Here is a 26,605-nt window from a genome sequence, read left to right on the forward strand (position 1 = left end):
TTTGTGATGGATCATCATAGGGAATTGTTGAAGACAGGCGGTCTCTCGCAGGCGCTAAACATTCTCCTCGTCACAATATGTCTTTTCGTCGTGATCGATGGCATTGAACTCGGGAGCAGCGGCGCAGAAACGTTTCTTCTTTTGAGTTGGTGCTTGATCGGCGCAATCGCGCTCCAATGGCTGCTCGACATGGCGGTCAACTCACGTGCCTCAAGCGCGAAATCCGTTGTGCCTCACAGCAAATTTCAGAAGGGCCTCCCGTCGCAAGCCCTGATATCGGACGTATTCGAGAGATCCGGCGGCGAATCTTCCGCGGAGCGCGGTTCTGTCGAAGTGACTGCGATAAGCGTCAGGGCTCGTGAACTTGCCACTGGTCAGCTGCATGTCCGAGTGGCTGGCGCAATGAACATCGCCCGCTATCACAGCATCGATCCCGACCCTCGAGCTATCAGGAGCGGCGGTGACGGAGCTTCGCCCTGCTCTGCCGAGCTTGTTGATTGGTTTCGTCAATCCGGGCTTTGGGCCCGCGGCGTGCGTCTCAATTTCCGCCAGTTGATGAAAATCGATAGTCCCGCGCCAATTCTTCTCCTGCTCGCCAACGGGGGTGCAGCCCTCGTCATCAACCGTGATCGCGAGCATGGGGTTTTACTCTTGCGCAATCCTCACGATCCCGGCGCCGCGCCAATGCAGGTCGACGAGCTGCGCCTCAAGCAGTTTTGGGACGGCACCGCCCTGTTGGTGCGGGCCGCGCGCCAAGGCAGCGCTAACGACGAGCCGTTCGATCTTGGGTTGCTCACGCGCTTAGTCTGGGGCGAACGCACGATTTTGCGCGACGTCGCGATCGGTTCAGTCACCATCACGATACTGAGCGTGCTGCCTGTGCTGATGATCATGACGACGCTCAATACCGTTATTTTGCATGACAGCATGAACACGCTGACGCTGATCGTCATCGTTATGATCATCGCGCTGTGCTTTGAAATGTTGATCACGTGGTCGCGGCGCATGCTGCTCGTCATTCTTGCGTGCCGGCTCGACACAAGATTGAATCTTGCGGTCTTCGACCGGCTGATGACACTTCCGATTGATTTCTTCGAGCGCAACCAGTCTGGCGAACTAGCCTACAAGGTCGGGCAACTCTACCGCGTACGGGAGTTTCTTACTGGAAGGATGATGGCGACGTTCATTGACGTGGCCATGGTGCTGCTCCTGCTCCCTGTGCTGTTTTACATGGAGGCGACGCTCGCCTGGACCGTGCTGATCGCCGCCGGCTGCATCGCACTCGTCATTGCGGCTTTTCTCCGCCCCCTAGCTCGGATGACGAACAAGCTGATCCAGGCAGAATCGGACAAGGGCTCGGCATTGATCGAGAGCATCTATGGTATCCGCACAGTTAAGTCGCTCTGCCTCGAAAGCAATCGAGCTGCGGAATGGGATTTACGTGTTGCCAAGCTGGGCGAGCTCAATCTGCAGATGGGCAGACTGAGCAATTGGCCCATGATATTGGTGATGCCCTTTGAGAAGTACACTCAGGCCGGAGTGTTGGCACTCGGCGCCTATATCGCGCTGAGCTCCAGCAACGCGCTGTCGATCGGCGGCCTGATCGGTTTCATGATGCTGGGCGGCCGTGTCGCTGGGCCGCTGGTAAACCTCGCACGACTTCTCCAAGATGTGCAGGAAGCACGACAAGCACTCTCGCAAGTCGGATGGGTGTTGAACCGGCCGACCGAGAGGCGCGCACTCACGCAAGGTCTGCGACCAAAATTCGAAGGTGCGATCAGCTTCGAGGACGTAACTTTTACTTACGAGGGCACAAAGACCCCCGCCCTGGACAATATAAGCTTCTCGATCGAGCCTGGAACTATGCTCGGGCTGGTCGGCCGGTCGGGCTCTGGAAAATCGACGATCACGCGTCTGCTGATGGGAATCAACAGCGATTATACGGGCTCGATCAAAATCGATGGAACGGATCTGCGTGAGATCAACCTGCGCCATCTCCGTCAGAGCTTCGGTGTCGTCCTGCAGGAAAACTTTCTTTTTCGCGGAACGGTGAAAGACAACATTCTCGCCGGACGCGCCGGTCTCAACTTCGAGGATGCGGTGCGCGCCGCCAGGCTCGCCGGCGCCGAGGAGTTCATCGAGCGGTTGCCGCAAGGCTACGAGACCTGGATTCAAGAGGGCTCGCCTAACCTGTCCGGCGGCCAGCGACAACGATTAGCCATAGCACGCGCGCTCATCGTGGATCCAAAGCTCATGATCCTCGACGAGGCAACGTCATCGCTCGATCCCGAGAGCGAGGCGCTCATCAACGCCAACCTCCTGCGCATTGCTCGCGGGCGGACGATGGTCATCGTCTCGCACCGTCTCTCTTCGCTGGTCGATTGTGATCAGACCCTTGTGCTTGATCGCGGCAAAGTCGTCGATTTGGCACCCCACAGCAAATTGGTCGAGCGCTGCGCTGTCTATCGCCATCTTTGGCTGCAGCAGAATCGTCATGTCGATGTTCGAGGAAAAGCTCATGTCGTACCCGCTCCAAGTTTTGCGCAAAACGACTGATATCGTGCCGGCTAATAGCGAAGCGCTCACGGCACTCGAGTTCGAGAGTCCGTCTGCTGCTATCATCGCCATGCCGGTACCGAGGCTATCGCGCCAGACAAATCTTTTCGTCTTCCTGTTGGTGATTGCGTTGCTCTGTGCCAGCGGACTTATCCGCATCGACAAGATTGTGTCGGCGAGCGGCAAACTGGTATCCGACGCACCCAATATCGTTTTGCAGCCATTCGATCAGACGATCGTCGAGAGCATCGACGTAAAAAAAGGTGATGTAGTCCGCAAAGGTCAGGTGCTCGCTCGCCTAAATCCGACCTTCAGCGTTGCCGACTTAACGGCGATGAAGGATCAGGTTGACCTTCTCAAGGCCACGGGCGCACGCCTTGAATCTCAGTTGGCGGGCACGAACTATGTGCCTGACGGAGCGAACTTACACGCCAAGCTGCAGGCGTCCATTTTCGAACAGCAGACGCGCGAATACAACTTCTCGCTTCGGAATTTCAATCACAAGATTGATCAGCTGAAGGCGCAGATTCTGGGAGATACTGCGCAGGCTGATTTGTATCGCGACCGCCTTAATATCGCTGTCAAAGTCGAGGCGATGCGTCAAAAACTTCAAGATCTCAACGTCGGCAGTTTGCTCAACACCATGCTTGCCGCCGATGCCCGGTTGAATATTGCCGGATCGCGTTCGCAAGCTGAATCGGACGCTGCTCAGGCAAGATCGAAGATGGCCGGTGAGGAAGCCGAGAGAGATACATACATCCACCATTGGATAGGCCAAAACTCTGAGGAACTGGCCGACACGCGCCGCAAGCTCGTTCAGGCTCAACAGGACTATTCCAAAGCTAGTCTCCATAATCGTCTGATCGTTCTGACCGCGCCGCGCGATGCCATTGTCCTATCGGTAGGCAAAGTCTCCGTGGGCTCCGTTGTCACCGCTGCCGAGCCGTTGATCCGGCTCGTGCCATTCGACTCGCCACTTTCGATTGAAGCCGACATTTCTGGAATTGACAGCGGTTATGTCCGTCCGGGTGATGAGGTCAAGATCAAGTTCGACACGCTGCCCTTCGCGCAATATGGCACTGCGCGAGGCGTTGTGCGGACGATCAGCGCTGACAGCTTCAGTCCAGAGCCGTCAGCGGACGAAGCCGGTTCGATTTTGCCAAACCGGCCCCGCACGCTCTATTACAAGGCCGACATTTCCCTCCGAGATCTGATGTTGCATGACACGCCCCCGGGCTTTCGTCTTACGCCGGGCATGCCTCTCACTGCGGATGTGAAGGTCGGCACGCGTTCGATTTTGGCATATTTCATCGGCAAAATTCTTCCTGTTGCCTACGGCAGTATGCACGAGCCATGAGGCGCGACTGAAAGTGATGAAATTCAACTTGATCGCCACATCGCTTGACTACTTAGCAACGCGCTCGCCAACGAGGGCGCGTGCACGCGCCAATCGCCTGTCGGAGAAAGCGCCCACTCGCGCATTCGAGTTATTCGCTTCGGCAGCTGGTGCGGGCGACGTCGAAGCGGCCTTCATCGTGGGGGAATGCTATCTTGAGGGCAAAGGCATTTTGCGGCAGCCTTGCGAGGCAGCGCGCTGGTATCGTCGCGCGGCAGTGGCCGGACATGCGCGCGCGCAATGCCGCCTAGCCCAGCTTCATCTCTTCGGCCTAGCTCCAGCTGCCACAGAACCAAGCGACGGGCTCTTCTATTCTGTCGAGGAGCGCGAGGTCGATTATTGCGCTGCCGAGTTGTGGGCACGGCGCGCGGCTGAGACGGGGAATGCCGAAGCTCAGGCTCTTCTTGGTTATATACTCTCGGCCGGTCCCGATGAACTGTGCGATGCCGCTGCGGCGCTCGAGTGGTACCGCAAATCGGCAGAGCAGGATTGTGCGCAGGGCCGGCTTGGATACGTCATCGCGCTGATGAAGAATTCTGAAAGCGCAGACAAGGCGTTTGTCCACGAAGAACTCGTCCATGCGGCCGCAGCCGGCTTGCCAACCGCGCATTACTTGCTGGGTGTCGAAGCAGAACTGGCAACGCACTCGGTCATGGATGAGTCCGCAGCGCGTCAGCATTACGAAATAGCGGCCGCAGCCGGACACGGCAAAGCGCAGATGCGGTTGGGGCTGCTCCTGATTGAAGGCCGCGGCGGCTCGGCCAATGCGGTGGATGGCGAGAGCTGGTTGCGCCGCGCGGCACTGGGCGGCGATATCGAGGCTGCGTCGCAACTCGGAGACATGTATGCGCGCGGCGGCGCCCTGCCGCCGAACTACGCGGAGTCGGCGTACTGGTTCCGTACGGCGGCCGAGCGTGGGGACAAATGGGCCGCGCGCTCGCTCGGTATGCTCTACCTCACAGGTGCCGGCGTCGGCCGCGATCCTGACGAAGCGGCCTCTTGGTTCAAGCGCGCGGCAGTCGCGGGGGATGTCGACGCGCAAGGGGAGCTCGCGCTGCTGATGCAGACTGAGCCGGTTCTTCTTCTCGCGGAAGAGCGGCCACCCATCCATGAATGGTTCGAGCGCAGAGCCGAGCAAGGCGACCTGATCGGAGCGTTCAACTACGCAGTTTGCCTCGCACAAGGACTTGGCGTCCCGCCCAATGAAGAGCGCGCCGCTTTCTGGCTGGAACGAGCTGCCAAGGGCGTGGTGCAAGCGCAATTCTGGTACGGCCGCGTGCTCGCATCGGGGAGCGGGGTAGCGAAGGATGAAGTGCAGGCTGCCATCTGGCTCGCTCGAGCTGCAGAAGGCGGGATGGGAGAAGCACAATTGGCTTTAGCCGAACTTCAACTGAAGATCGTTGCCGAAAGCGCTCGGACCGACGTCGTTACAGACTTGGGAGACCGGCAATGATGAGATCAGTCGCTTTCGAAGACGCTATCGTTCAGATCGCACTGCCGTCAGGAGCTCGCGCAGTCGCACGGGTAGTTTTCCCGACACGCCAAGCTCCAAGCAACTGCGCTGCCATAAGTCGAGATAATTTTGGACCGGGACGCCGCTCCGCCCCGGCCAGCGGTTCAGTGCCCCCAGATCGACTATCAAAGTCGGGTCGTTCTCAAACAGAGCGAACATGGTCGAAACGGCTCCGCGCGCGTCATCAAGTCCGCCATGTGTTTGGAGGGATGCGCCATGCACTTTGAACCACGAGCCCAATCCAACCGAAGCACCCTCGTCATGTGCGGCCTCGCCGTAGCCGTAAAGCAGGTTCGCACGGTAATCTCTGATGGAACTCGCATAGGCCGCATCGTGGGGGAAAGGCGGAGTGCGCTCCCAATCGTTAGCAAGCGTACCGAGCCCGTGAAGCGAGAATGCTTCGACCAACGACTCCTCGATCCACTGGCAGGGATTGCGCGGCTTGGCATTCGCCTCCCAGCTATTGCAGAGAACGTGCCCGAGTTCATGCCCGAATTGATACGCGAGATTGCACCAATCGCGCGTGCCGACAATGACAGTCATCCACGCCGTCGTCGGATTTTCATCGTGGAGCCAAATCGAAGGATTGCTCCCGGATTTATCATCAACACGCAGTCTCTCTGGCTGATGGTCGGAAACCAGACTCACGTTCTTCAGGCAAGCCGCCCGCATCCTCTCAATCACTGCGACCGCGTCCGCCGGCGACGACCCGCGCCACGACCCTCCAAGTTCCAACGGTGCAGTCAGCAACGATACCGGGTGAGAGTTGGAATGAGCCATGACGACTTTCAAAGGGAGCAACATCCCGGCGCCGAGCAGAGACAGGAAGTGTCGCCGTCTAATGTGCTGGTCGGCGAAGGTCATAAGCGCGTCCAAATCAGACGGAGTTTGCCATGAACAAAGTGGGCCAAACGTTTTGCTTGAACATGATCGTAAAAAATGAGGCGCCAGTAATCCGGCGGTGCCTTGATAGCGTCCGGCCGCTGATAGATCGTTGGATGATTGTAGACACCGGCTCGACCGATGGCACCCAAGAGATTATTCGAAGCGAACTAAGCCGACTGCCTGGCGAACTCCATGAGCGACCATGGCGCAATTTTGCGCATAACCGAACAGAAGCACTGCAGCTCGCGCGTGGCAAGGCCGATTACACTCTAATAATTGACGCCGACGACGAGCTGGAGATCGGTAATCCTGAAACGATTCCCGGGCTCCTCGCCGACTCTTACACCGTGGAAATTAATGATACGGCAACTGTCTATCAGCGTACGCAACTTATGAGAAATGCGCTGCCTTGGCGTTACGAAGGTGTGCTGCACGAATATCCCACGTGCGACGGTGCTGGCCCTTCGGAGCTGCTATCCGGGCTTCGAATTCTGCGCAATCATGACGGGGCGCGTCGCAAAGATCCGCAAACTTACCGGCGCGATGCCGAAGTGCTCGAGACAGCGTTGAAGACCGAAACCGATCCGTTTCTGCTTGCGCGCTATCGTTTTTATCTCGCGCAAAGCTTTCGTGACTGCCACGAGTGGGAAAAAGCTGCTGAGCATTACTTAACCAGAGCCAAACTCGGATTCTGGCAGGAGGAGGTCTTCTTCAGCCTTTATAGTGCCGCCCAGATGAAAGAGCGGCTCGGCCATCCCGACCAGGAGGTAATCGATACCTTCCTTCGCGCCAGTGACGCGTTGCCGACACGAGCCGAGGCGCTTTATGGCGCCAGCCGATTTTGCCGCAACAAAAAGCGCTACAGCGAGGGATATGAGATGGCGAAGCGCGGCCTGCAAATATCCATGCCGTCGGATGCGCTATTTCTCGAGCCCTGGATTTACGAAACGGGTCTATTGGATGAGTTCTCGATCAATGCGTACTGGTCCGGGCACCATCGCGAGAGTCTCGATGCAAGCCTGAAGATGCTCGCCACTGGGAGGCTCTTGAGCGCCGACATGCAGCGCGTCGTTGCGAATGCTCGATTTGCCGCCGATGCGTTGCCCATGGAGGCGCACCCGGGATCCTAGGCGGCGAAGCTGTCATTTTACCGTATGAACGATCGAGCGCTGCTTTCTCTCGCTGCAACGGCCGATGTCCTCGAAAGTGGCTCAGAATTGGGAGTTCAAATAGCCGCCTTTGTATCCAGCGAGGCGCCGTAACCCGTCCAAGTCGTGAATCGTCACTGTGCCGTTCCGGACTGTCAGCAGCATCTGCTCTCGGAGCTGACGCAAGACCCGGTTGACGTGTATTGCGGTGAGCCCGAGAGCATCGGCGAGAACGAATTGGCTGAGGGGACACTTAAATTCTCCCCCCTTGGCCAACCCAACCAAACTGAGACGTTCGACCAGCTCCATAAAAAGGTGGGCGGTTCTTTCAACGGCACTTCGCCGACCCAAGTTGACCAAATGTTCGACGACCATCGACTCGTCACGTGACGCCGCCCAAAAGAAAGCCGCGCCGAGACGGGGATATCGCATGACGTTTTCGAGCAAGCTGGCACCGTCCACACCGCTCACCACCGCGTTGGTCAGTGCCAAAACAGAGTGATCGGCTGTTCGTAGCAGCATGCTCCGCAGCCCCAGGCAATCGCCAGCCACCGGAAACGAAATGATCTGCCGGTTGCCGTTCGGGAGATCCTTATAGCTGCACGCCCAGCCTGAATGCAGCACGAAGGCTTTGTGGCCGGTTTGGCCCTCGTCGATAAGCTGCGCACCACGTCTAATTGCGACCGGCTCGGACTGAAGCTGTCTCAAGCACTGCAACTCTTGGGCCGATAAAGGCAGAAAAGCACTGAGCTTCCTCGCGAAGGGGATGTCCCGTTGGACAACGCTCATGCACCGCTTTCTCCGAAGTCAGGAAGGCCGCAAAAAAGGAATTGCGAAGTTGCGACCACAAACATTGGCTGAATTAAACTTGGATCAGTTACGGCTATGAGCCACTCATATAAGCTCAATACCGGGAAGGATTTTGTAATGGCAAAAAATTCAACATTAGATGCATCCGGACTGGCCGCACTTGGAATATGCGAGTCCCTACTTGTAACATTGACGGAGCTAAAAATTATGAGCGAGGCGGATGCGCGCGCGTTGCTCATAGACGTAAAGACCGCGCACCAGGAAGCGTCAGTTCAATCTAAAACTCCTGAAAAGCACCAAGCTGCAATCGAGATTATTCAGAGAATCATATCTGGAAAAAACGGCGTACGCTAGAATCAAACCCCGTCGCGGTATATATCGATTAATGATTCTATTGAATATATCATTGCGAATTCTATTGATATTAAGGAAATTCTATCGCGATTATGTTTCTTTACCGCTGTGACCCGCAAGGCTGCCGACGACGGGCGCGAACTGGCACGTTTCAGGTAGGACTTCAATCTTGGACGGATGCGCCGGTGCGAACATCCGGATCAACATAGACGAGCATCGACGCCTGGCACGCAAGAGCCAAGGGCGGCGCCGAGCTCAGACGCGGCACGTTTTTGCTGCTGAGTTGCCTCAAGTGTCGCGGCCAGTTGCGGTGTGAGCTTGAATACCGGCAAAGCCCTCTCTCTCTGAAAGCATGCCGCGTCGGTGACCCAATTCGGGGCGCGGCGCCGATCTCATCGACATGCAACCACGGACGGGCCAATGTTCCGCTATTGGGATCGACCGTCGATCGACCTTCAGCCGTCCGCGTTCTGTCGCGATGGTCTGAAAGCCGCCGTCAGCCTGATGGCGCTACGGGCCAGAATCAGAAACGGCGAGGCTCGGCCGACATCATCTAGGGACTGCGAATTAGAAGCATGACAGATCTAAGCTGTGCTGTGTGGCAAACGCGGCTCTCAAGTGCAGCAGCGCTATTTCCGAAGCTGAGCCGTCCATGTCGACGCGATGCAAAGGGGGGAACGGCGGCCACAAAGAACTTTGAAGTTCGAGTCGACGATGCGATCGCTATTGGTCCGGAAAGCAGGCGCAGCCACACGAGTTCCTTAAGAAACGCAACTAGAGACGAGTGTCGTTCACCCCTACGACCCGGCAAGATTCGAAGACATGATTTAACCGGCACGGTAAGGAACATTATTCGAACACGAGAGGTTCTGAAGTAGCAGTGTCCATCAATCGAGCGCAGCTCGGCTTGGCTCTGGCGAGGAAACCTCCATGGACACCAATACCCTTCTCATCCTGCTTATCGTCCTCGTTGTAATCGGCGGCGGCGGCTTCTATGGGCGCCGGCGTTGGTGGTGAAATGGTAGTGACGGTGGCAGGCGCGCGGCGGTCCCTTGAGGATAAAACACAGGAAAAGCGGGGGCCCTATCGTGCTGCAGCGGCGGCAATGAAACTACGTCTCGAGCGCGATGCTCCGCAGGCGATGAAAGATCTAGAAAGCAATAGACTTGCGGTTCTCGCCAAAACGAAACGTCTGCGAGCCAAAAGGCTGAAGCCGTTTGATACAGATCCCTGATAAGCCGTTCCGGCGCATTTATCCAAACAGTCCTAAAATCGCTTCTTTTGCATTCCATCAATGCGCTCGATGCGGGCCCGGATAAATTCGATGATCAGAATTGGCCGGGCATCATGCACGTCACGGTCGAGCTCAGGCCGGTGGTCCCACAGCGGGCCTGGGTAAGCTTGGGAAGCGCGTGCAACCCTGCCGTGGATTTATCACTTTTGCTAAAGGTAGTTCCTCAACGATCAATCGATGCGTCTCTCGACCTCTCGGAGTGTTGCCTCCGCTCTTTCCACATAACCACGCGCTTGTGGGATAGCATTCAGACTTTTTGACAGCTGCAGTTGGAAAACCACAAGTCCGCCGTACCGAAAGCTTGCTTCGCTAGCGGCGAGATAAAACTCCCAAATTCGACAGAACCGCTCATCATACAGCCTTGCGGCCTCGTCTCGATGCAAAGCGAAGCGATCACTCCAAGCTCGCAGCGTATCAGCGCAGTGGAGGCGCAAAATCTCTATGTCGACTATCGAGAAGCCTGCGTGTGTGATGATTGGCACAATCTCGGAAAGGGAGGGGATATATCCCCCGGGAAAAATATATTTCTTAATCCAAGGGTTGGTCGCAGCGGGTCCGGTCGACCGCCCGATCGTGTGCAGAAGCATGATGCCTTCATCACCGAGAAGTTCATACGAGCGCATAAAGAAATCCTCATAGTCGCGAGCGCCCACATGTTCCAACATCCCGACCGAGACGATACGGTCGAACCGTCCTCTCACGTCGCGCTAATCCGCGAGACGAAACTCGACCCGTGCTCCAAGACCTTCTTCGTCGGCTCGGCGACGCGCGATTGCGAGCTGTTCGCGCGATAGCGTGATGCCGGTCACATGGGTGCGGCAGCATTTGGCTAAGTAAATTGCCAGCCCGCCCCAACCGCTGCCAATATCGAGCGTGTGCTGATCGCTGGCCAGCAACAGCTTGGCTGCGATGTGACGCTTTTTGGCAAGCTGTGCTTCTAGGTCGTCTCTCTCATCAGAGAAATAAGCACAGGAGTACTGAAGGTCATCATCCAGGAAGAGTTGATAGAAATGGTGATCCAAATCGTAGTGATGCGCGACGTTCTTCCTTGCGAGGCTAACAGTGTTTCGTCGAGCAGGGCACGTAAAGAGCCTTCGTTCGGGCGTTAAATATGAGAGCAAGCCTCGTGGAGAGCCCGTTCCGATACTTCGGCTCGCGACATCGAGCAAGTCGCGAAGTGTTCCGGTTGTTATCCTTATTCGCTCATCGACAATCAATTCACCCAATGCAAGCGACGGGCGAAGCGCGCATCTTCATTCTGCTGCTTTATCAAGTAAAGAAATGGCAACAGGGCTGCCGGTCCCATCGCCAAATACGGCGCTCTTCCCGCTGGCAAATGAAACTTCAAAGTTGCCCTCTCTGATGATACCGTCGATGATCGATTTTAATACGGTTTCAATCATATTAAATCGTCCTTCGCGCTGCGGCTATAGAACCAGGGCTCCCTCGTTTAAAACTCCGACGCACATACGAAGGTCCAGGGGACGACCAAAAAAACAAGGGCAAAGCGTGTCAGGGTAGGCCTCCTTCTCGAAGCGCGCTCGTTATGCATCTGAGCGTAAATTCGTTCAGACGTTTTCTCCGCTAGAACAGCTAGAACCCTGTAGAGCAGTTCAAGAGGTTTCACGTCTGGGAAGCAATCACACTCCAAGCCGAACAGCGATGTGGGGACGCGATGAAGATTTTCCGGTTGAGGCTAATCCGCTTCCGAAAGCATCCTGCGCATAGCTTCGATGATTGCGCTCTCGTTATAGGGTTTCGGGAAAAATCTTGCTCCGACGGGCATGTGACTCTGTTCAACGACAGTCCGGCCCGACACCACGATCAACTTAATCGGGGGCCATCGATCCCTGATGTAATGAGACAGCTTTAAACCATCAATCGAACCAGGCATTTCGACGTCGGTGAAGACGAGATGGATTTCGGGCCGCGCTTCGAGAACTCGTATAGCTTCGTCCGCGCTACTCGCCTCGATCACCTCAAAACCAGCGGTTTCCAGAAATTCGAGAGCAGCGTTGCGAATAATCGGGTGATCCTCGACCACCAAAACAACGTTCTTATGAATTGGCATATATTATCCGGTGAGGACGCAGCTGATATTCAATCGCTGAGTGAAATGCGAAGGGGAAACGCTCTGCTAGGCAGTCGGTTGCGCCTCCCTGCGTTTGGCGAGCAGCTCGTCGTAAACAATTCGAACTGAGGTTCCAGGTTTTGCATCGCGCACGATAATTTTGCCGCCGAGTTGTTTGGCGAGCGCCGCGACGATTCCGGTTCCGAGCCCCGGCGTGGCTTTGTCGGAACCCGTCGCCATGCCAATCCCGTCATCGGCGACGGATAGAGCCCATTTCGCTCCATCGGACCGGAAATCGACGCTAATCTTGCCGTGCCGGTTGCCTGGGAAGGCGTGTTTAAGAGCGTTGATCACCAGCTCGGTGATGATCAGACCAAAGCTCACCGACGTGTTGGCATTGACGACGCTGTCATCGATGGTCGCCACGATCGACAAACGGTTGGGGTCTTGGATCATCGATGCACCAAGGCTTTCGCAAAGTTGGACGAAATACGGCCGAAGCGACACGTCTCCGAGGCTTGACGCAGCGAGGTGACGCTGAACTTCGGCGATCGACATGACGCGATGGTGCGCATTTTGAAGATGCCCCCTCGCTTCCTCGGACTGCACCTTGCGAGCACTCTGCATCAGCACGCTCGCGATGATCTGGAGACTGTTGGCGACGCGGTGCTGGATTTCCTGGAGAAGAATCGCCTTCTCTCGGATGAGATCATCTTTTTCCCGAGACTCTGCACGAGCGGCGGTTACGTCAGATATCGCCAGAAGAAGCCGAACACGGTCGTTGTCTCCGTCGTCAAGCTTGCGAGCATTTAACACCAAGCTTCGAGGCTTTTGGTCCATTGAGGTGAGTTCGAGTTCGTAACCCTCGATCGGGGTCGTCCCGCTTGCGGTTGCCCTCAGCAGCGAATTGAGTTGGGGAATTGCCCACTCGCCACCGCCGATCTCGGAAAGCTGCCGACCAGGAATGCCGGCGGCATCAATCTGAAATGTCCGGCAGAACGATGCGCTCGCGGCGATTACGTTCAGATCGGCAGTAAGGAATAGCAGCGGCTCGTTGGATGAAGCGATAACAGCGAAAGTGCTGGCTGCTTCAACGTGCTGAGAGGTAACAGAAGCCATCGTATGGCCCTCAAGGGCCGGAGGCTCGCGGTGTGAAAGCCATCACTCGGCAGAACACTTCGACATACTATAGCTCAAGAAAAAAGCTTTGGTTGGCCCCAATGTAGCAGGTATGGGACCAACATGTCTCAAACCTGGTGAATTTAATCGCGACAGATGCGACGGTGGTGCCGGTAATAGCAATCCCGGTAGTCATCGGAATCGTCACCAATGTAAACGCCGGAGCCGTAGCCAAATCCGTAGCCTCTGCCATCGCGCCAATGACCGCCATGGCCACGATTGCCGCCATTCCAGTTGCCTGCCATACCATGCGAGCTATGGCCCATGCCGGCGCTACGTCCAGTTCCGCTTGAGCGACCCGCGCCCCCGCTGGAATGACCCATGCCGCTACCCCCACCACCGTCCGTATGGGGACCAGCGGTGGCCGTGACGGCGGATACGCTGAGCGCAAGACCAGCTGCCAGCGCCATCAAGGCACTCGAATTGACTTTCATTTGTTTCCTCGGAAATCTCGCTCAGCACATGCTGGCATTGCGGTCTGAGCAAAATAGCTCGACCGTTAGGAATGATACTCCCCGGCGGCCATTTAAGTTTCCGAACCTGATCATGGGAAGGCCGCAGGCGGAATGAGCTTGATGGGCTAACCTTCGACGGTTTGCGACTCAAGCGATTCCAGCAGCAGAAACTGGCGCGCGATTTCGGCTCGTAGTTCTTGAATGTCGGCAGGCGCCCGGTTGGAACAAACCAGCATTACCATGGCGACCCATTCGCGCTTGGGTTGATTGTCCGGGCTAATCCGCAAATCCGCGCACACGTCATCGAGCAGCTTCGTCAGGGCGCGAACTTGTTTCTCGTCATAGTGCCCTGGGGGAAATTTCATGGGCTGCTCACGCGACATACAGGCTGTTCTTTTTGCGGTCGAGATACCTGGCCCGATCATGCAGAAACACGGGGAACCAGATGAGCCCGGAAAACAGGCCATATCGACCATGAATTCAGGCTTGCCATTATAGAGTTTACCCAACGAAGTAGCGGTTATGCCCCGGCGAACGATTGGAAGATTGTTCGCTTCATCCGATAGCCCATTCGGGCAGCCAATCATTGTGACTTCTTCGATCGCGTCGAAATATTTCCAGTCTTCATCATCGGGGATGAGGTCGAGAGCCAGATGAGTAATAAAAAGGGGTGTTTTGAGCGCTATTGCTGCCTGCATAATGTTGCCAATCGGAACAGCGCACAAATCCACGTTTGCATCTGGATGGTGAAAAACACAATTCCGCGTTGTTGGCATGCCGCATGCGATAAACTTCCCCGATGGCTTGCCATCATCAGCTAAGTGGCAAAGCGCAGTGACTTGGTCGCTGCCCTCTATTACGTGCTTGTTGGTGACGATCGCCGGAACTGAGGATTCTCCCCGGATCGCGAAGTTCATGAAAAAGCCTGTCCCGGTACTGCAAGCCGCACCTCCTTTCATGGAGACGAGCTTCACCGTGGAATGGAGCATCTGCTCCGCTATCGCCATCGTCGCGACTTCTCGCGAACTGTGTCGCATCCTGACGACCATTAACCCGCTAACCAGCGAAGGTTGATGATTCGCCGTTCGCGTCGATTGAGCGATCGCCTTCTTATGAAAACTTATGCGTGTTGGTTGCGACAACCATCTACAGCTTACGTTTTGGATCATGATATCCGACGCCACCAAGCCAGCCCTCACGCCAAAACAACGGCGATTTGTCGAGAACTACTTGCTTGATCTCAATGCGACGCAAGCCGCGATCCGAGCTGGCTACAGCAAGCGGACCGCGCAAGAGCAAGGTTCGCAGTTATTAAACCACCCCACGATCAGGATCGCGATCGACGCAGCAAAAGCGGAGCGGTCCGCCAAAACTGAAATTTGCGCCGAACAAGTTCTGGAAGAGATCGCAGCAATGGCGTTCTACGATCCAGGAGAATTGATGATCGAAGGCGCAGCGAATGCAGGCGATCCTATTGAGGCGGTAATCGACGGTCGTGTCATCTATGGGTTGCGTTGCCCTGCTGACATCAAACGCCTGCCGGAGAACGCATGGATGCAAGCCGAAGCGGCCAGCCGGCTCGGCATAACTCAACCGCGCGTTTCCGACATGATGCGCGGCAAGATCGAGCTTTTCAGCTTCGACGCGCTTTTTGCCATGGCGGGGAAGTTGGAGTGACGTCGCAGACGTCCAGCCGGAAATCTCGGGCATAAAACGGGCATAAGATCGGCTTTTGCTTGCGATCCTTTGATATTAAAGGCTTTTCTCGCAAAATCGCCTGTAAGTCATTAATTTATCAGACGGAAATGGACGTCAACGGACGGTGACGGATGAGTGTGTATCGGCCTCCCTCTCCGCCATGACCACTGGTCTCGCATCTTTTTCTCCTCTGTCAGGGCCTGTACCGTTCAGCGTGGCGCCGCAGTCAGCGAAATTGGTTCAGGCGATTTAAAGATTGAATCTTTGCATTAGATCGCGACCATTCGTCGTGACAGAAGACCTCCAACGCACGGAAGATGGTACAAGCGCATGCTTCGAGGGGGGCCAGAAGCAGCGATCACCCCATCCTATCTGGCATATTTTAGTCCGCACGGCGGGGGCGCCGGGTGAGACTTGCCGTTGTTCAAGGGTTCCTTGGGGGAAACGATTGAATGAAACGCTTTGCATTCGCGGCGCTCGTTTGTTTTAGCGCGACCAACGCTCAAGCTGCAGATCCAGGAGCGGATTGCTGTCACGACCTAGAACAGAGAATTGAGGAGCTGGAAAATACGGCCGCCAGAAAAGGCAATCGAAAAATCTCACTAGCGGTGCAAGGCAAGGTCGCCGAAGAAGTGCTGTATTGGGACGATGGTCGAAGTTCAAACGTCTATGTAACAGGGATGGGAACAGGCGCGGCGAGCTATATCAGCTTCAGTGGTGAAGCTAAAATAGCAAAAGACGTTTCCGCCGGTTTCGTTTTGTACATGGAAGCTATCGACAGCGATATTTTCTCGATTACTCAAAAAAATCCGGATGGTCCCGGGTTATATACCGGCGTAAAAAATGCGCCTCAAACATTCTTCTCCTACTGGTATCTGAAAAGCGACCAATTGGGTCAGCTCAGCGTGGGTAAACGTCAGACTGCAGACTCGCAGGGCCCTCAGACGATCGATGGCTCTGGCACTATTTGGGCTGCCTATTGGCAGGCCTACAACGTTTACGCCTTCGATGTTCAAGGAGACATTGGAGCCGGCGAAAAACTCGTTTGGTCGCAAATTGGCTCTTGTCGCGGCAACGGTGCCGGCCCTGGCGATTGCGACTCTGGTCGAGAAGAGATCATTAGATACGACAGTCCGACGCTAGCGGGTTTCGTGGCGACCGCTTCTTGGAAGCCCAAACGTGATAGTTGGGCATTGGCCCTCCGATACTTTAACCAAAACCTCGGAGATCTGAGAGTTCAGGGCATTCTCAGTTATTCCGAGTCAGCGATGAATTGGAAAAACCCGCTCAATAATACCTTTGCAACAGACGATCGTCTGAATGTCTGGCAAGTTGGCACCTATGTGGAGCATAAACCAACAGGCCTGTTCGCTCTCGGCGCGTGGGGGCGCATCAACCAACAGGTCAATAAAATGAATAATCCGACGACAGATACATACTATCTCAAGGTCGGAGATAGACTGAAACCGACCTCACTCGGTCACACAATTCCGTTCGGAGAATACCTGCGGTCGACCGACGGCGTTGCAATCTTTGATGTGAATAATACCCAAGGCGGCGCCAAGGTAATAGAAGGATCAGGGACCACAATTTGGGGACTCGGCGTTGCTCAGGAAATCGACGATGCTGCCATGTTAGTTTGGCTACGTTATAGACATCATCAAGTCGACGTCCCTGGTCGCAACCTAGAAGATGCTGACACCTTTTCCTTCGGATCACAAATATCTTTCTAAGTGAATGGGCGGACCAGCCTTACGTCAAAGGTGTTTGATGGGTAATTGAAGGTACTAGCTCGGTTCCTTCAGTGCCTCATGAATCCGATCGCGACGATTCCGCCGAAGTCGTCAATGGACGTCTTCGGCTTTCCACGTACCCTGTTTTCGTTCTCGGGATTAAAATCGCCGGCGACGAAAGCGCGGTCCGACCTATATTTGATGTTGAGATTCCGAAGCCGCTGTTGGCTCTTAAGGTCCCGTCGGCGGCCGTTGCCGGACTATGTCCGGCGCAAGAAGAGTTTTCTGACGATCAGTCCGGCCCCGTCCCGGCCGTCGTCGGGCATCTTCCCTTTGCTGCGAGTGCGTCGCCTTCTCCTCATCGGTCTCATCATCTTGGGAATGGCTTTGGCGGAGGGCGCAGCCAACGATTGGCTACCCCTCATCATGGTCGACAGCTACGGGTACGACCAGGCTTCGGGATCGTTGATCTTCTTCGCGTTCGCCGTCGCGATGACCCTGGGCCGCTTCAGCGGAGGGTTCATTTTTGAACCGTTACGGACGAGCCGCTGTGATTCGAGGCTGCGCTATCCTTTGCGCCTTGGGTATCGGCATCGTCTCTATCGCGAACAGCGCCGTTGCAGGCGGGGGCGCCGTCTTGCACTCCATCCGTGTTGCGAGGTCGGAAACGACGGCCTAAAATTTTGCCCGAATGGTTCTATTCGGCGGCGAGCGCGAGCTCCAAATACCCGTAATGCCGCTTGGCGGGCCGTTGGGCCTACAAGCGCGTCCTCCGGCAAGCAACAATTTCGGCCAGTCGTCAAAATCGGGGAACATTGAGATGCTTTGAGCGATCAGCATGCGGGACGCGATTCAAAACTTCGCGGCCCGGGCAGCGGTGGAGATCGTCGACTGGTCTTTGCGGCACCGCAGTCTCCGGCTCCGATCCAATCGAGAGTTGGCCCGGCTTCGCGAACTCCCTCGAACGGACCGCCAGCAACGATGTGCGGGCGATCATCGTCGAGATGTCAAACCGCTTCGCTCGCGATCTCAGTATTCAGGAGACTGCGCTGAGCTGTCTCCTGAATATGGGCAGGCGCGTATTTTGGCGGCGAGTGGAAGTGCTAGTGATACGATGAAAAAGTTAGGCTGAGCCAATTCTTAAATTGCTTTGCACGCGCTTCCGGGTCGCAGCGATGACACTGGCTTGATGCATGAACTCAGGCGGATCGAGAAAGGTGCCGTAGTCCTTTCGGGCGTTGAACAGATGAACGCAGGCGCTTTGGACGACACGCTGCCAAGCGGCTCCGCTGCAAAAACAAAGTCGCCCTCCCGCATATCGACTTCGAAAAGCCTGGACACTGTCACCTCGAGCGGAGTGTCCGTTCTAATGACGACGAACGAAGGGCTGCGCTCGGGGCGGACACGCAAGAAGCCATCGCCGGGCTATGTCACTTGCCGGCCTGCGGCCGCCTCATGTCGCCTCACACATCGCAGTCGCGCAGGAGCTCAAAGGCCTGACTCGCTCATCCGAGTGGTAAGGATTCAGGGAGGAGAGGATTGCAAGCGGGGTGATGTTTGGTCTCGACCAATTAGTCGTTCGCCCCGTCTCCGATCGAAACTCAGAATGAGGAAAGTGCCGCCGTGAAATTTAGAGCATATACATTATAGAATAGAGAAAATCTATCAGATCTAGGGATTGATTTATCCTACTTATTAGACAGAATCTCAAGTGTGACCTTCGTCGGGAGAGGAGGAGTCGTCTGATGTTCTTGAAGCAATTTCAGTACCTCATCGCAGTTGCAGAAGAGGGGCACTTCGGGCGCGCGGCGGAAAGATGCCATGTCACGCAGCCTAGCCTTTCGACGGGGATCAAGCTCCTCGAACTTGAGCTCGGTGCGCCGATCTTCTTGCGAGGCCGTGGCCAGCGGTTCCGCGGCTTAACACCGGAGGGTGAGAAGGTTGCGCGTTGGGCGCGAAGCGTGGTCGCGAACTGCGATGCGATGCGGGACGAAATCGCTTCCATGTCGAATGATCTCCGTGGCCGCCTTCGCATCGGCGCGATGCCCTCGATGTCGCCAATGCTCCCATCTCTGCTGCGTCGGGTCCGAGAGCGTCACCCCGGTATCATCATCGATGTCCAATTCATCGGCAATGATGCCATGCGACTTGGATTGAATGAATTCTCGCTGGACGTTGCGTTCACCTATGTCGAAGCATCGGACATGGGCCGGCGCAACACGCTGCCCGTATACAGTGAAAAATTGAGCCTGCTTGTTCCCGACACGGACGAGTTCCGAGATCGCACCTCAATCAGTTGGGAGGCGGCGTCCCGGCTGCCGCTGGCAATGTTGCGACCCAAACTTCGCGAACGGGTGTTCGTCGACAAAATGTTTGAAAAAGTAGGATGCAGACCAGAACCAAAAATCGAATCAGAATCGATACTCCATCTGATGTTTCAGGTTCAGTACACTGAGTTGTGTACGGTCATTCCATCGCATTTCACAAAAATGCCGGGGTTACATCCGGGTACGCGTGCGCTCGATCTCGTGGATCCTGTGGCAAGCCAAGACATAGCGATATTCTGGGCGGAGGGCGAAACGGCCATGCCCATGGCAAAAGCGCTCGTCAAAATCATCCGCCAGATGAATAAAACGGGTGAGCTCGCTGCGCAGCTGTCTCATGAAATTGAGCAAAGTAATAAAGTGCCGAAAATCGTTTCGAAGCCCCGAGTGCTCGCGGAAGCAGAAGCTCGGAATTCAGAGAAGAGGCGAGTAAAAAGACGGAGAAGTATCGGCGAGGAGCTTTGTCAATCGACCAAACGGCAAGCTGCACCCAGCTCGTCGGACGAGTCACTCAATGACAATGTGAACTTGATGATGGCCGAGCCGGTTTAGGCCCGACTGCGTATTCTGTCCGCGATCCCGGACGAAAAAGACTGAGCTGGAATGCGGCCATCAATAGAAGTGCCGCATTCCAGCATCGCGACAGTGGAAGCCTACTGCACTGTCAGCTTTTGCAGCTTTGCAACCGCTTCGGATATCCTCTTGGTCATCGCTGGACCTGCAATCTCTGCAGGCGACGTGCCAGATACCTTGATGATCTCAAAAACGTCCGGACCCTTCGATGACTCCGACCGTGCCACCCGGTAGTGAGGATCAACGACGCCCATTCGCAACGGGAAGAAACCAATGCGGATTCCATTGTTCTGTGTGGTTGCAGCCTGACCAATCAGAGGAACTTCCGCCTCAAGAGAAAAATCCCTTGTGCATAGCGTAAGTCCCGATGGGCAATCATGTTCCTTGCCCGGTTTCTGGCCAATCGTCTTCAGAAGATTGGCAGCCGCACTGAACCAATTAAGAATCGTCTTTAGCTCGCCTTCGCGGAAGTCCGGAGAATATTCCACACTGTCGCCGGCCATTGGGTGCGGGATGACGTAGGGGAGATCCTTCGAAAAGCGGCCGCGATCGATACCTCTATGCAGTAACTCGACCAATATCCAAGCTTCGACTTGGGCCGACGTGCGACCCTCCATTTGAAGTTCATGCTTGGCTGGTTGGCCGTGTTCAAGAAACTGCAGGGTAAGCTCCGGGAGCCTCATCTCCATCTGGAGACCATCAGCAAAATCGTCAGTTACAAACGCGTTTCGTTCGTCATTCCACCGCAATGCGATGTCTGAGCCTGCATTTAAGCTTCTAAAGCTGCTGACCATTCTAGCGAGCCACTGAACGGCATTGTGCGACTGTGAAAAGGCGTCGCGCAGCGTATCGGTAGGACTCTCTGGCTGAAAAGCAGTTTCGTTCGTAGACATCAGCGTGTCTCCATTCAACGTTCGGATATTACCAGCGACACATAAGGCCGTCATCGCGATATGTACTCGCTCGCCGTCACGATCGGAATTGAATTGTCTGATTTAGGGAATAGATATTTCCTATAGATACTGCGTCCGCTCCAAGATGAAGTTCGGGGAAATTTCGGAATATCGCCAACGTGGATTTCCGAAATGTGCTGCCGTCTCACCTTGTGTGGAGATAGCGCGTATGCGGCAGTCATGGCGAGCTCTAATTGATTTCGCTAATTCACAATTAGGCGCTGGCGATTTCATCGAGATTGAAATTTTGCGAATGCGCAAATAAGCGATAGCCAGTCTCGATGGAACAGAAGAAAGCCTCAAATAGATAACGCCGTTCTTGATTGCTAGTCGTTTGACTCATTGCTGGCGTGCGCACCCAACACCCAATGAAGAGCTGGGCGCGCACTTGGGAAAAGCATCCGGCTTACCAGCAGAGTCAATCAACTGGTGGGTGCGAAGCGCACCCGAAGGGCGGCTTTATGGAAGGTTCTATCTCGATCCGAGGATCTCGCTACGCGCAGACTGCGAGACATCGCGATGCTATCGCCGGCATAGGTCTGGCGGCATTCGTTTCAGTCATTGCGGTACTTCTAGCGCCGCACATGCCGAAAGCACTTCCGCTTCCCGCGATGGTGATCGCGTTGGTTCTTGCGATCAGCCTGCACGCACTTGCACGCAACTCCTTGTTTCAGCCTGGCTTGGCTCTTTGCGCGAAGCCGCTGTTGAGATGGGCAGTGGCGTTGCTGGGGATGCGCGTCGCCATCGGCGACATCATCAATCTGGGCGCGCCCGTCGCCATCATGGTTATTGTATCGATGGCGGCGACGATCGCTGCCGGAATCGGAATTGCGAAACTTCTCAAACAGAACGTATTCTTTGGGATGTTGGTCGGATCGGCTACGGCTGTTTGTGGAGCCTCGGCCGCACTCGCGACATCGACCGTGTTGCCGAACTATAAGGGCAGGGACACGGATGTGGCGTTCGTGGTTGTCGGAGTCAATCTCCTCGCGACGTTGGCCATGCTGGCCTATCCACCCCTTTGTCACTATCTTGGTTTCGACGATAAGACGACGGGAATCATGCTTGGCGGCACAATTCACGATGTTGCCCAGGTTGTGGGAGCAGGATACGCCATCTCCGATACGGCAGGAAATGCTGCTGCCATCGTGAAGCTGTTTCGCGTCTTCTTGCTCTTGCCTGTCGTGTTGATCCTCGGTTTCTATGTAAGTCAATTGATCGGAAAACGTGAGGAGGCGCGCGTTGCGATGCCGACCTTCGCAATCATGTTCCTCGTTCTCTGCATCATCAACAGCATCTGCTCATCGATTCCGGCGATCGCAGAAAGCTATGATGTCGTCAAGTCAGTTACAGTTGGGCTGAGCACGTGGGGTCTTCTGCTTGCAATTTCCGCGATAGGCCTGAATACTTCGATGAAGGCCATCACCAATCTCGGCTGGCGTCACATCGTCAATCTCTTGGGCACGACGCTTGTCATCGGTACATTGATGACTGTAGGCTTGCTCTACATTCGATAGATCGGAACTTGGGTCGACGGTACAATGCCAATAAAGCCCTCGTCAGGAACAACTTCGTCGGTGCGTATGATAGCTGAAGAGCGTCAATCCTGAGGGGCGCGCATCCCTGGCGGCAAGCTTTCCAGCCCAGAAATTCTATCTGGGCTGGACCCCGTCGCGACACCGAAAACGTTGCTCATTCATATTGTGCTGCAACATCCATGTCAGCTCGATGCCGGCATTTCCGTCGCGCTGCGTCGGCCGAGTTTTATGCCAAGTTAATGTTTCCTCCTCCGAGTTGCCGTCTGCTCTTTCGCATTCAGCATCGGCCGGTATTCATCACTCTTCAAATATGCGGTTCCTCTTCAAATGTAGGAGGATAAAATAGGCATTGATTTCGCGCTTCAATTATATGGCTTGATATGCCGGCCTATTTCTAAATTTGGTATATTGATTTTACCGGGGGGTCGTCTTGGGCGGTAATGCTGCTGCTTACAAAATAGAAAAAACTAGGGAGCAACACCGACGCCATGCAGGGATCATACGCGGGAGATGCGACGCGTTCGGCAAAGCCGAACGATCAACTCAGCGAAACAATAGGAGGTATAGCAGCAGAACATACACAAACGGCCACCGGAACAGTCGTCCCGTTTAAGCAGGCTTTGCTCGTAGCTATCGCCGCTGGCGTAGGATACGGGTTTGATTCTTACGCGGTAAACATCTTCGGGATGTTGAGTCCGCTGATGGTCAAGGAGCTTGATATCGACGTAAAGGCCATTGGTGTTATCGGCTCGCTATTCCTCGTCGGCTATACCATTGGAACGATTTTCTTCGGGCGTCTGGCCGACAAGGTTGGCCGGCGAGCTTCTCTAAAATTTTCTATCGCCTTATATGGCACAACGACGGTGCTTGGCGGGATGGTGAGCAACTTATATGCAATCACCGGACTGCGCTTTCTGACGGGCGTGGGCGGAGCGGGCGAATTGGCGGTTGGAGCGCCATACACCGCAGAAATGTGGCCGCCGAAATATCGTGCCATCGGAACAGGCGGCATTATGTTTGCCCTCTATTCCGCTGGATATGTCATTGCGGCTATAACGGCATTGGCTATCGTTCCGGAATACGGCTGGAGATCGGCGTTTATTTTCGCAGCGATTCCGGCTGCTCTTGTCTATTGGCTAAGAAGCTCGGTCGAAGATTCTCCGCGTTTCAAGGAAGCGCAAGAAGAAATGGAGCGCCTAGCTAAAGACGGCGAAGCGAACCGCCCGAGCGAAAGCATTTGGGCGATTCCGGGTGCGAAAAAGCGCATCGTGGTTGGATGGCTGCTCTATACCGCAAACACATGCGGATATTGGGGTATCACGTTCTTCCTCACGACGTTCATGATTAAAAAATTCAATGTGACCATTGAGGAATCGATCTACTACGCCATGCTCTTCTATGTGGCTCAGTTCTTCCTTTCCTTCATTGGTACCGCACTTTCCGATTGGATCGGCCGGCGGCCAGCAGGGATTCTCGGTGCCGTGATCATGATGGCATGCACGGTCATGGCATCGACTGCGGATAACCTGGACACCTTCCTCGTGTACGGCGGCTTGATGGTCGGCATGCTCGGTTGGCTTTGGGGCATTGGCGACACCTACCTCAGCGAGTTCTTCCGTACATCGCTTCGCGGTACCGGCTTTGGCATCATGGTGGGTGGCGGTCGTGCAGTCTCGATCTTTGCACCGTTCCTCGTCGGCTGGGGAATCGCGGAATACGGTCCGACTGGTCCGTTCCTAGCAACTGCCGGATTGTGGGTCCTGACGATCATTGGATACCTCATGGGACCGGAGACGGCAGGCAAGGAGCTTGAAGAAGTCCAGCTCTAAGCACTAGCGATCATCAAGAAAGACTGCGAGCGGCGCGTTGAACGAGCGCCGCTCGCTTGCTTTCCAATCGTTGTTTGCCTGGTATATTTATTGATGTTTTTGCCGGTATATCTCGCCGCGTTATAGTTGAATGCCCATCGGAGTGTGCCATTCACGGCTGTGCCGCTCCTTGAACTGTTATATCTGCGGCGCGACGCACAGGTTGGCATTGAAAAAACGACTCAAAAAATCCTCATCGCCGATGATCGAAAAAATGCGTGCCAGGCAGCCCGGCTGGCAGCGAGAACACATAGTCCGTTACGGCTGGACGGTTCTCGTCTCTCTCGGCGCAATGATTGCACCTGTCGATTTAGCGATTGAATCTTTGCATTAGATCGTCCTGCTGCGGCCCTGATAATCTCCCGAACAGTTAACTCCTCCATTCGGGCGAAACCCGAATTCGCTTAATTCGACGGGACGTTGGGCTCCACGTCATTTTGGGGATCGATACGCCCTTCCGTTATTCAAACGACAATCAATAAGATCGGGGAAACGAAAAGAATGCTCGATAGGCGCCATATCATCAAAGGAGCTGGCGGATTGGCGGCCGCTCTCACAAGCGGGTATCTCGGTGCGCGGAGAGCCGTTGCAGAATCCGTGACCTTGCCGTTCGACAATGGCGAGCGGCCGCTCGTGGCTTACCCGCAAAAGCGACCACTGATCCGACTCACCGAGCGCCCCCCGCAACTAGAAACGCCCTTCTCGGTTTTTGACGAAGGAGCCATTACGTCCAACGACGCATTTTTTGTTCGCTATCATCTTGGCGACATCCCACTTTCGATCGACACCGACACCTTTCGGCTCGAAGTCGGCGGCAAAGTAGATTCGCCACTGTCGCTCTCGCTTCGGGATATCAAGGCGACGACGCCGACGGAGATCGTGGCGGTCAATCAGTGCTCAGGCAATAGCCGCGGGCTGTTCAATCCACGCATGGGAGGCGGGCAGCTCGCCAATGGCGCAATGGGAAATGCACGCTGGGTGGGCGTCTCGCTAAAATCCGTTCTGGACAAGGCCGGCGTGCGGCCGGAGGCCAAGCAGGTCGTCTTCGACGGGCTCGACAAGCCGGTGATGCCCCAAACTCCGGATTTCGCCAAGGCTCTCGATATCGATCATGCCCGTGATGGTGAAGTGATGCTTGCTTGGTCGATGAACGGGAGCGATCTGCCGTGGCTGAATGGCTATCCGCTCCGCGTCGTCGTACCTGGATATTACGGCACCTACTGGGTCAAGCACGTCAATAAGATCAACGTAATTGACGAGGTACTCGAAAACTTCTGGATGAAGACAGCCTATCGCATACCAGACAATTCCTGCGCATGCGTTCCGCCGGGCACCAAGCCGGACAAAACCGTGCCGATCGGCCGCTTCAACGTTCGGTCATTCATTACGAATGTTCAGGATGGCGCCACGGTCCGCGCAAGCACCGATACGCTGCTTCGCGGTATGGCCTTCGACGGCGGCAGCGGCATCAAAGAGGTTGCCATCTCGAGCGATGGTGGAAAGACCTGGAGTGCCGCCGAGCTCGGCGAGGATCTCGGCAAGTATTCATTCCGGACTTGGCACACAAACGTGAAGCTACCGGCCGGCTCGCACGACTTGTTGGTGCGTGCGACCAGCCGCAGCGGGGAGGTGCAACCCATGGAGCAGCGCTGGAACCCTTCCGGTTACATGCGCAACGTCGTGGAAAGCGTTCGCGTTCAGGCGGCGTAAGGAGATAGTGGAATGAAGGATATCAAGCTTGCTGTAGTGTCGCTCGCCGCTTTCGCGTTGGCCGTTGCTGCGAGCACAGCCACCTTTGCAGGCAGCAAGGAATACACGCTACCTGATGAAACTGCGACGCTTACGAAGTCGCCTGATGCGGGTTACGAAAAAGCTGAAGCTAACTGCACAGCCTGCCACTCCGTCGACTACATCAACACGCAACCGCGCGGGAAGGGAAAGGATTTTTGGAACGCTGTGGTCAACAAGATGATGCATGTCTATGGCGCCCCGGTCGATGAAGCCGATGTGCCTGCTATCGTCGACTACCTGTCCAAAAACTATTGAGGCAGGCGCGTTTTCCAGCGCGCCGTCTCCTGAATCTTCGATCTCGTCGAGTCAACTCGTCGCCGGCGTATCTCCCTTTTTGGGAGATATGCCGTTTTGGCGTCTCGCTCGAAAAGTTTCTATTTGCGAGAAAAAAATAGCGGCCGCGGGATCGATGACGGCGTGCATCGTGCCGGCAAGTCTGTGGGCAAATGTCTAGTCGAGAGCTTCA

The 26,605-nt window shown here is 55.4% G+C and carries 22 protein-coding genes and 1 pseudogene; 14 read left to right on the forward strand and 9 right to left on the reverse strand.

The features are described 5' to 3' along the window. Positions 1 to 6 precede the first annotated feature (6 nt). Genes AACL53_RS00545 through AACL53_RS00555 form a run of 3 tightly spaced genes read left to right on the forward strand, consistent with a single transcriptional unit; the run spans position 7 to position 5,405 of the window. A complete protein-coding gene (locus tag AACL53_RS00545; RefSeq protein ID WP_339081403.1) occupies positions 7 to 2,556 on the forward strand; it encodes a peptidase domain-containing ABC transporter in 2,550 nt (849 codons plus the stop codon). Beyond that, positions 2,519 to 3,913 (forward strand): HlyD family type I secretion periplasmic adaptor subunit, encoded by a 1,395-nt coding sequence (locus AACL53_RS00550; protein ID WP_339081405.1) that lies wholly within the window; start codon positions 2,519 to 2,521, stop codon positions 3,911 to 3,913. The genes AACL53_RS00545 and AACL53_RS00550 overlap by 38 nt, the downstream gene beginning before the upstream one ends. Before the next feature lie 16 nt (positions 3,914 to 3,929). After that, positions 3,930 to 5,405: a tetratricopeptide repeat protein gene (locus tag AACL53_RS00555; RefSeq protein WP_339086842.1), complete on the forward strand. Its 1,476-nt coding sequence runs from the start codon at positions 3,930 to 3,932 to the stop codon at positions 5,403 to 5,405. A gap of 24 nt (positions 5,406 to 5,429) precedes the next feature. On the opposite strand, the gene AACL53_RS00560 is transcribed toward AACL53_RS00555, so the two are convergent. After that, positions 5,430 to 6,329 carry a hypothetical protein gene (locus AACL53_RS00560; protein WP_339081407.1) on the reverse strand — a complete coding sequence of 300 codons (900 nt, stop codon included), beginning with the start codon at positions 6,327 to 6,329 and terminating at the stop codon, positions 5,430 to 5,432. A gap of 62 nt (positions 6,330 to 6,391) precedes the next feature. On the opposite strand from AACL53_RS00560, the gene AACL53_RS00565 reads away from it, so the two are divergent. Continuing rightward, a complete protein-coding gene (locus tag AACL53_RS00565; protein ID WP_339086843.1) occupies positions 6,392 to 7,480 on the forward strand; it encodes a glycosyltransferase in 1,089 nt (362 codons plus the stop codon). Positions 7,481 to 7,561: 81 nt separating this feature from the next. On the opposite strand, the gene AACL53_RS00570 is transcribed toward AACL53_RS00565, so the two are convergent. Beyond that, the gene (locus AACL53_RS00570; RefSeq protein WP_339081408.1) at positions 7,562 to 8,287 is read right to left on the reverse strand and encodes a Crp/Fnr family transcriptional regulator; all 726 of its coding nucleotides are present in this window, start codon (positions 8,285 to 8,287) and stop codon (positions 7,562 to 7,564) included. Between the two features lie 138 nt (positions 8,288 to 8,425). Here AACL53_RS00570 and AACL53_RS00575 point away from each other — a divergent pair, with 138 nt between their 5' ends. The 3 genes from AACL53_RS00575 to AACL53_RS00585 all read left to right on the forward strand — a co-directional run bounded on the left by AACL53_RS00575 (position 8,426) and on the right by AACL53_RS00585 (position 9,896). Beyond that, a complete protein-coding gene (locus tag AACL53_RS00575) occupies positions 8,426 to 8,662 on the forward strand; it encodes a hypothetical protein (protein ID WP_339081410.1) in 237 nt (78 codons plus the stop codon). A gap of 930 nt (positions 8,663 to 9,592) precedes the next feature. Beyond that, the gene (locus AACL53_RS00580; RefSeq protein WP_339086845.1) at positions 9,593 to 9,679 is read left to right on the forward strand and encodes an LPXTG cell wall anchor domain-containing protein; all 87 of its coding nucleotides are present in this window, start codon (positions 9,593 to 9,595) and stop codon (positions 9,677 to 9,679) included. Further along, positions 9,657 to 9,896: a hypothetical protein gene (locus AACL53_RS00585; protein WP_339081412.1), complete on the forward strand. Its 240-nt coding sequence runs from the start codon at positions 9,657 to 9,659 to the stop codon at positions 9,894 to 9,896. The genes AACL53_RS00580 and AACL53_RS00585 overlap by 23 nt, the downstream gene beginning before the upstream one ends. Before the next feature lie 230 nt (positions 9,897 to 10,126). On the opposite strand, the pseudogene AACL53_RS00590 reads toward AACL53_RS00585, so the two are convergent. From AACL53_RS00590 to AACL53_RS00615, 6 genes and pseudogenes are all read right to left on the reverse strand, one after another. Continuing rightward, positions 10,127 to 11,182: pseudogene (locus AACL53_RS00590) on the reverse strand (cyclopropane-fatty-acyl-phospholipid synthase family protein). A gap of 27 nt (positions 11,183 to 11,209) precedes the next feature. After that, positions 11,210 to 11,359, reverse strand: coding sequence for a hypothetical protein (locus tag AACL53_RS00595; RefSeq protein ID WP_339081414.1), 150 nt, complete (start codon positions 11,357 to 11,359; stop codon positions 11,210 to 11,212). A gap of 293 nt (positions 11,360 to 11,652) precedes the next feature. Continuing rightward, complete coding sequence (locus AACL53_RS00600; protein WP_339081416.1) at positions 11,653 to 12,027, reverse strand: response regulator; 375 nt, start codon at positions 12,025 to 12,027, stop codon at positions 11,653 to 11,655. 66 nt (positions 12,028 to 12,093) lie between these two features. Further along, positions 12,094 to 13,146, reverse strand: a complete 1,053-nt coding sequence (locus AACL53_RS00605) for a sensor histidine kinase (RefSeq protein ID WP_339081418.1) — start codon at positions 13,144 to 13,146, stop codon at positions 12,094 to 12,096. A 143-nt stretch (positions 13,147 to 13,289) separates the two neighbouring features. Further along, complete coding sequence (locus AACL53_RS00610) at positions 13,290 to 13,640, reverse strand: hypothetical protein (RefSeq protein ID WP_339081420.1); 351 nt, start codon at positions 13,638 to 13,640, stop codon at positions 13,290 to 13,292. Positions 13,641 to 13,786: 146 nt separating this feature from the next. Next, entirely contained in the window at positions 13,787 to 14,668 is an 882-nt protein-coding gene (locus tag AACL53_RS00615; protein WP_339081422.1) for a serine protease, read from the reverse strand. Between the two features lie 160 nt (positions 14,669 to 14,828). Between AACL53_RS00615 and AACL53_RS00620 the strand changes: the two genes are divergently transcribed. From AACL53_RS00620 to AACL53_RS00630, 3 genes are all read left to right on the forward strand, one after another. Further along, entirely contained in the window at positions 14,829 to 15,338 is a 510-nt protein-coding gene (locus AACL53_RS00620; RefSeq protein ID WP_339081424.1) for a terminase small subunit, read from the forward strand. A 473-nt stretch (positions 15,339 to 15,811) separates the two neighbouring features. Further along, the gene (locus AACL53_RS00625; protein ID WP_339081426.1) at positions 15,812 to 17,092 is read left to right on the forward strand and encodes a porin; all 1,281 of its coding nucleotides are present in this window, start codon (positions 15,812 to 15,814) and stop codon (positions 17,090 to 17,092) included. A gap of 1,745 nt (positions 17,093 to 18,837) precedes the next feature. Then, positions 18,838 to 19,968: a LysR family transcriptional regulator gene (locus tag AACL53_RS00630; protein ID WP_339081428.1), complete on the forward strand. Its 1,131-nt coding sequence runs from the start codon at positions 18,838 to 18,840 to the stop codon at positions 19,966 to 19,968. A 101-nt stretch (positions 19,969 to 20,069) separates the two neighbouring features. Here the strand turns inward: AACL53_RS00630 and AACL53_RS00635 are convergent, their stop codons facing one another. After that, positions 20,070 to 20,882 carry a hypothetical protein gene (locus tag AACL53_RS00635; protein ID WP_339081430.1) on the reverse strand — a complete coding sequence of 271 codons (813 nt, stop codon included), beginning with the start codon at positions 20,880 to 20,882 and terminating at the stop codon, positions 20,070 to 20,072. Positions 20,883 to 21,403: 521 nt separating this feature from the next. On the opposite strand from AACL53_RS00635, the gene AACL53_RS00640 reads away from it, so the two are divergent. The 4 genes from AACL53_RS00640 to AACL53_RS00655 all read left to right on the forward strand — a co-directional run bounded on the left by AACL53_RS00640 (position 21,404) and on the right by AACL53_RS00655 (position 26,394). Beyond that, positions 21,404 to 22,459, forward strand: coding sequence for a YeiH family protein (locus AACL53_RS00640; RefSeq protein ID WP_339081432.1), 1,056 nt, complete (start codon positions 21,404 to 21,406; stop codon positions 22,457 to 22,459). Positions 22,460 to 22,968: 509 nt separating this feature from the next. Continuing rightward, positions 22,969 to 24,309 (forward strand): MFS transporter, encoded by a 1,341-nt coding sequence (locus AACL53_RS00645; protein WP_339081434.1) that lies wholly within the window; start codon positions 22,969 to 22,971, stop codon positions 24,307 to 24,309. A gap of 540 nt (positions 24,310 to 24,849) precedes the next feature. Continuing rightward, the gene (locus AACL53_RS00650; protein ID WP_339081437.1) at positions 24,850 to 26,058 is read left to right on the forward strand and encodes a molybdopterin-dependent oxidoreductase; all 1,209 of its coding nucleotides are present in this window, start codon (positions 24,850 to 24,852) and stop codon (positions 26,056 to 26,058) included. Positions 26,059 to 26,070: 12 nt separating this feature from the next. Beyond that, positions 26,071 to 26,394, forward strand: coding sequence for a cytochrome c (locus AACL53_RS00655; protein ID WP_339081439.1), 324 nt, complete (start codon positions 26,071 to 26,073; stop codon positions 26,392 to 26,394). Positions 26,395 to 26,605: the final 211 nt, after the last annotated feature.

Source organism: Hyphomicrobium sp. ghe19 (assembly GCF_902712875.1).
Classification (GTDB): Bacteria; Pseudomonadota; Alphaproteobacteria; order Rhizobiales; family Hyphomicrobiaceae; genus Hyphomicrobium_B.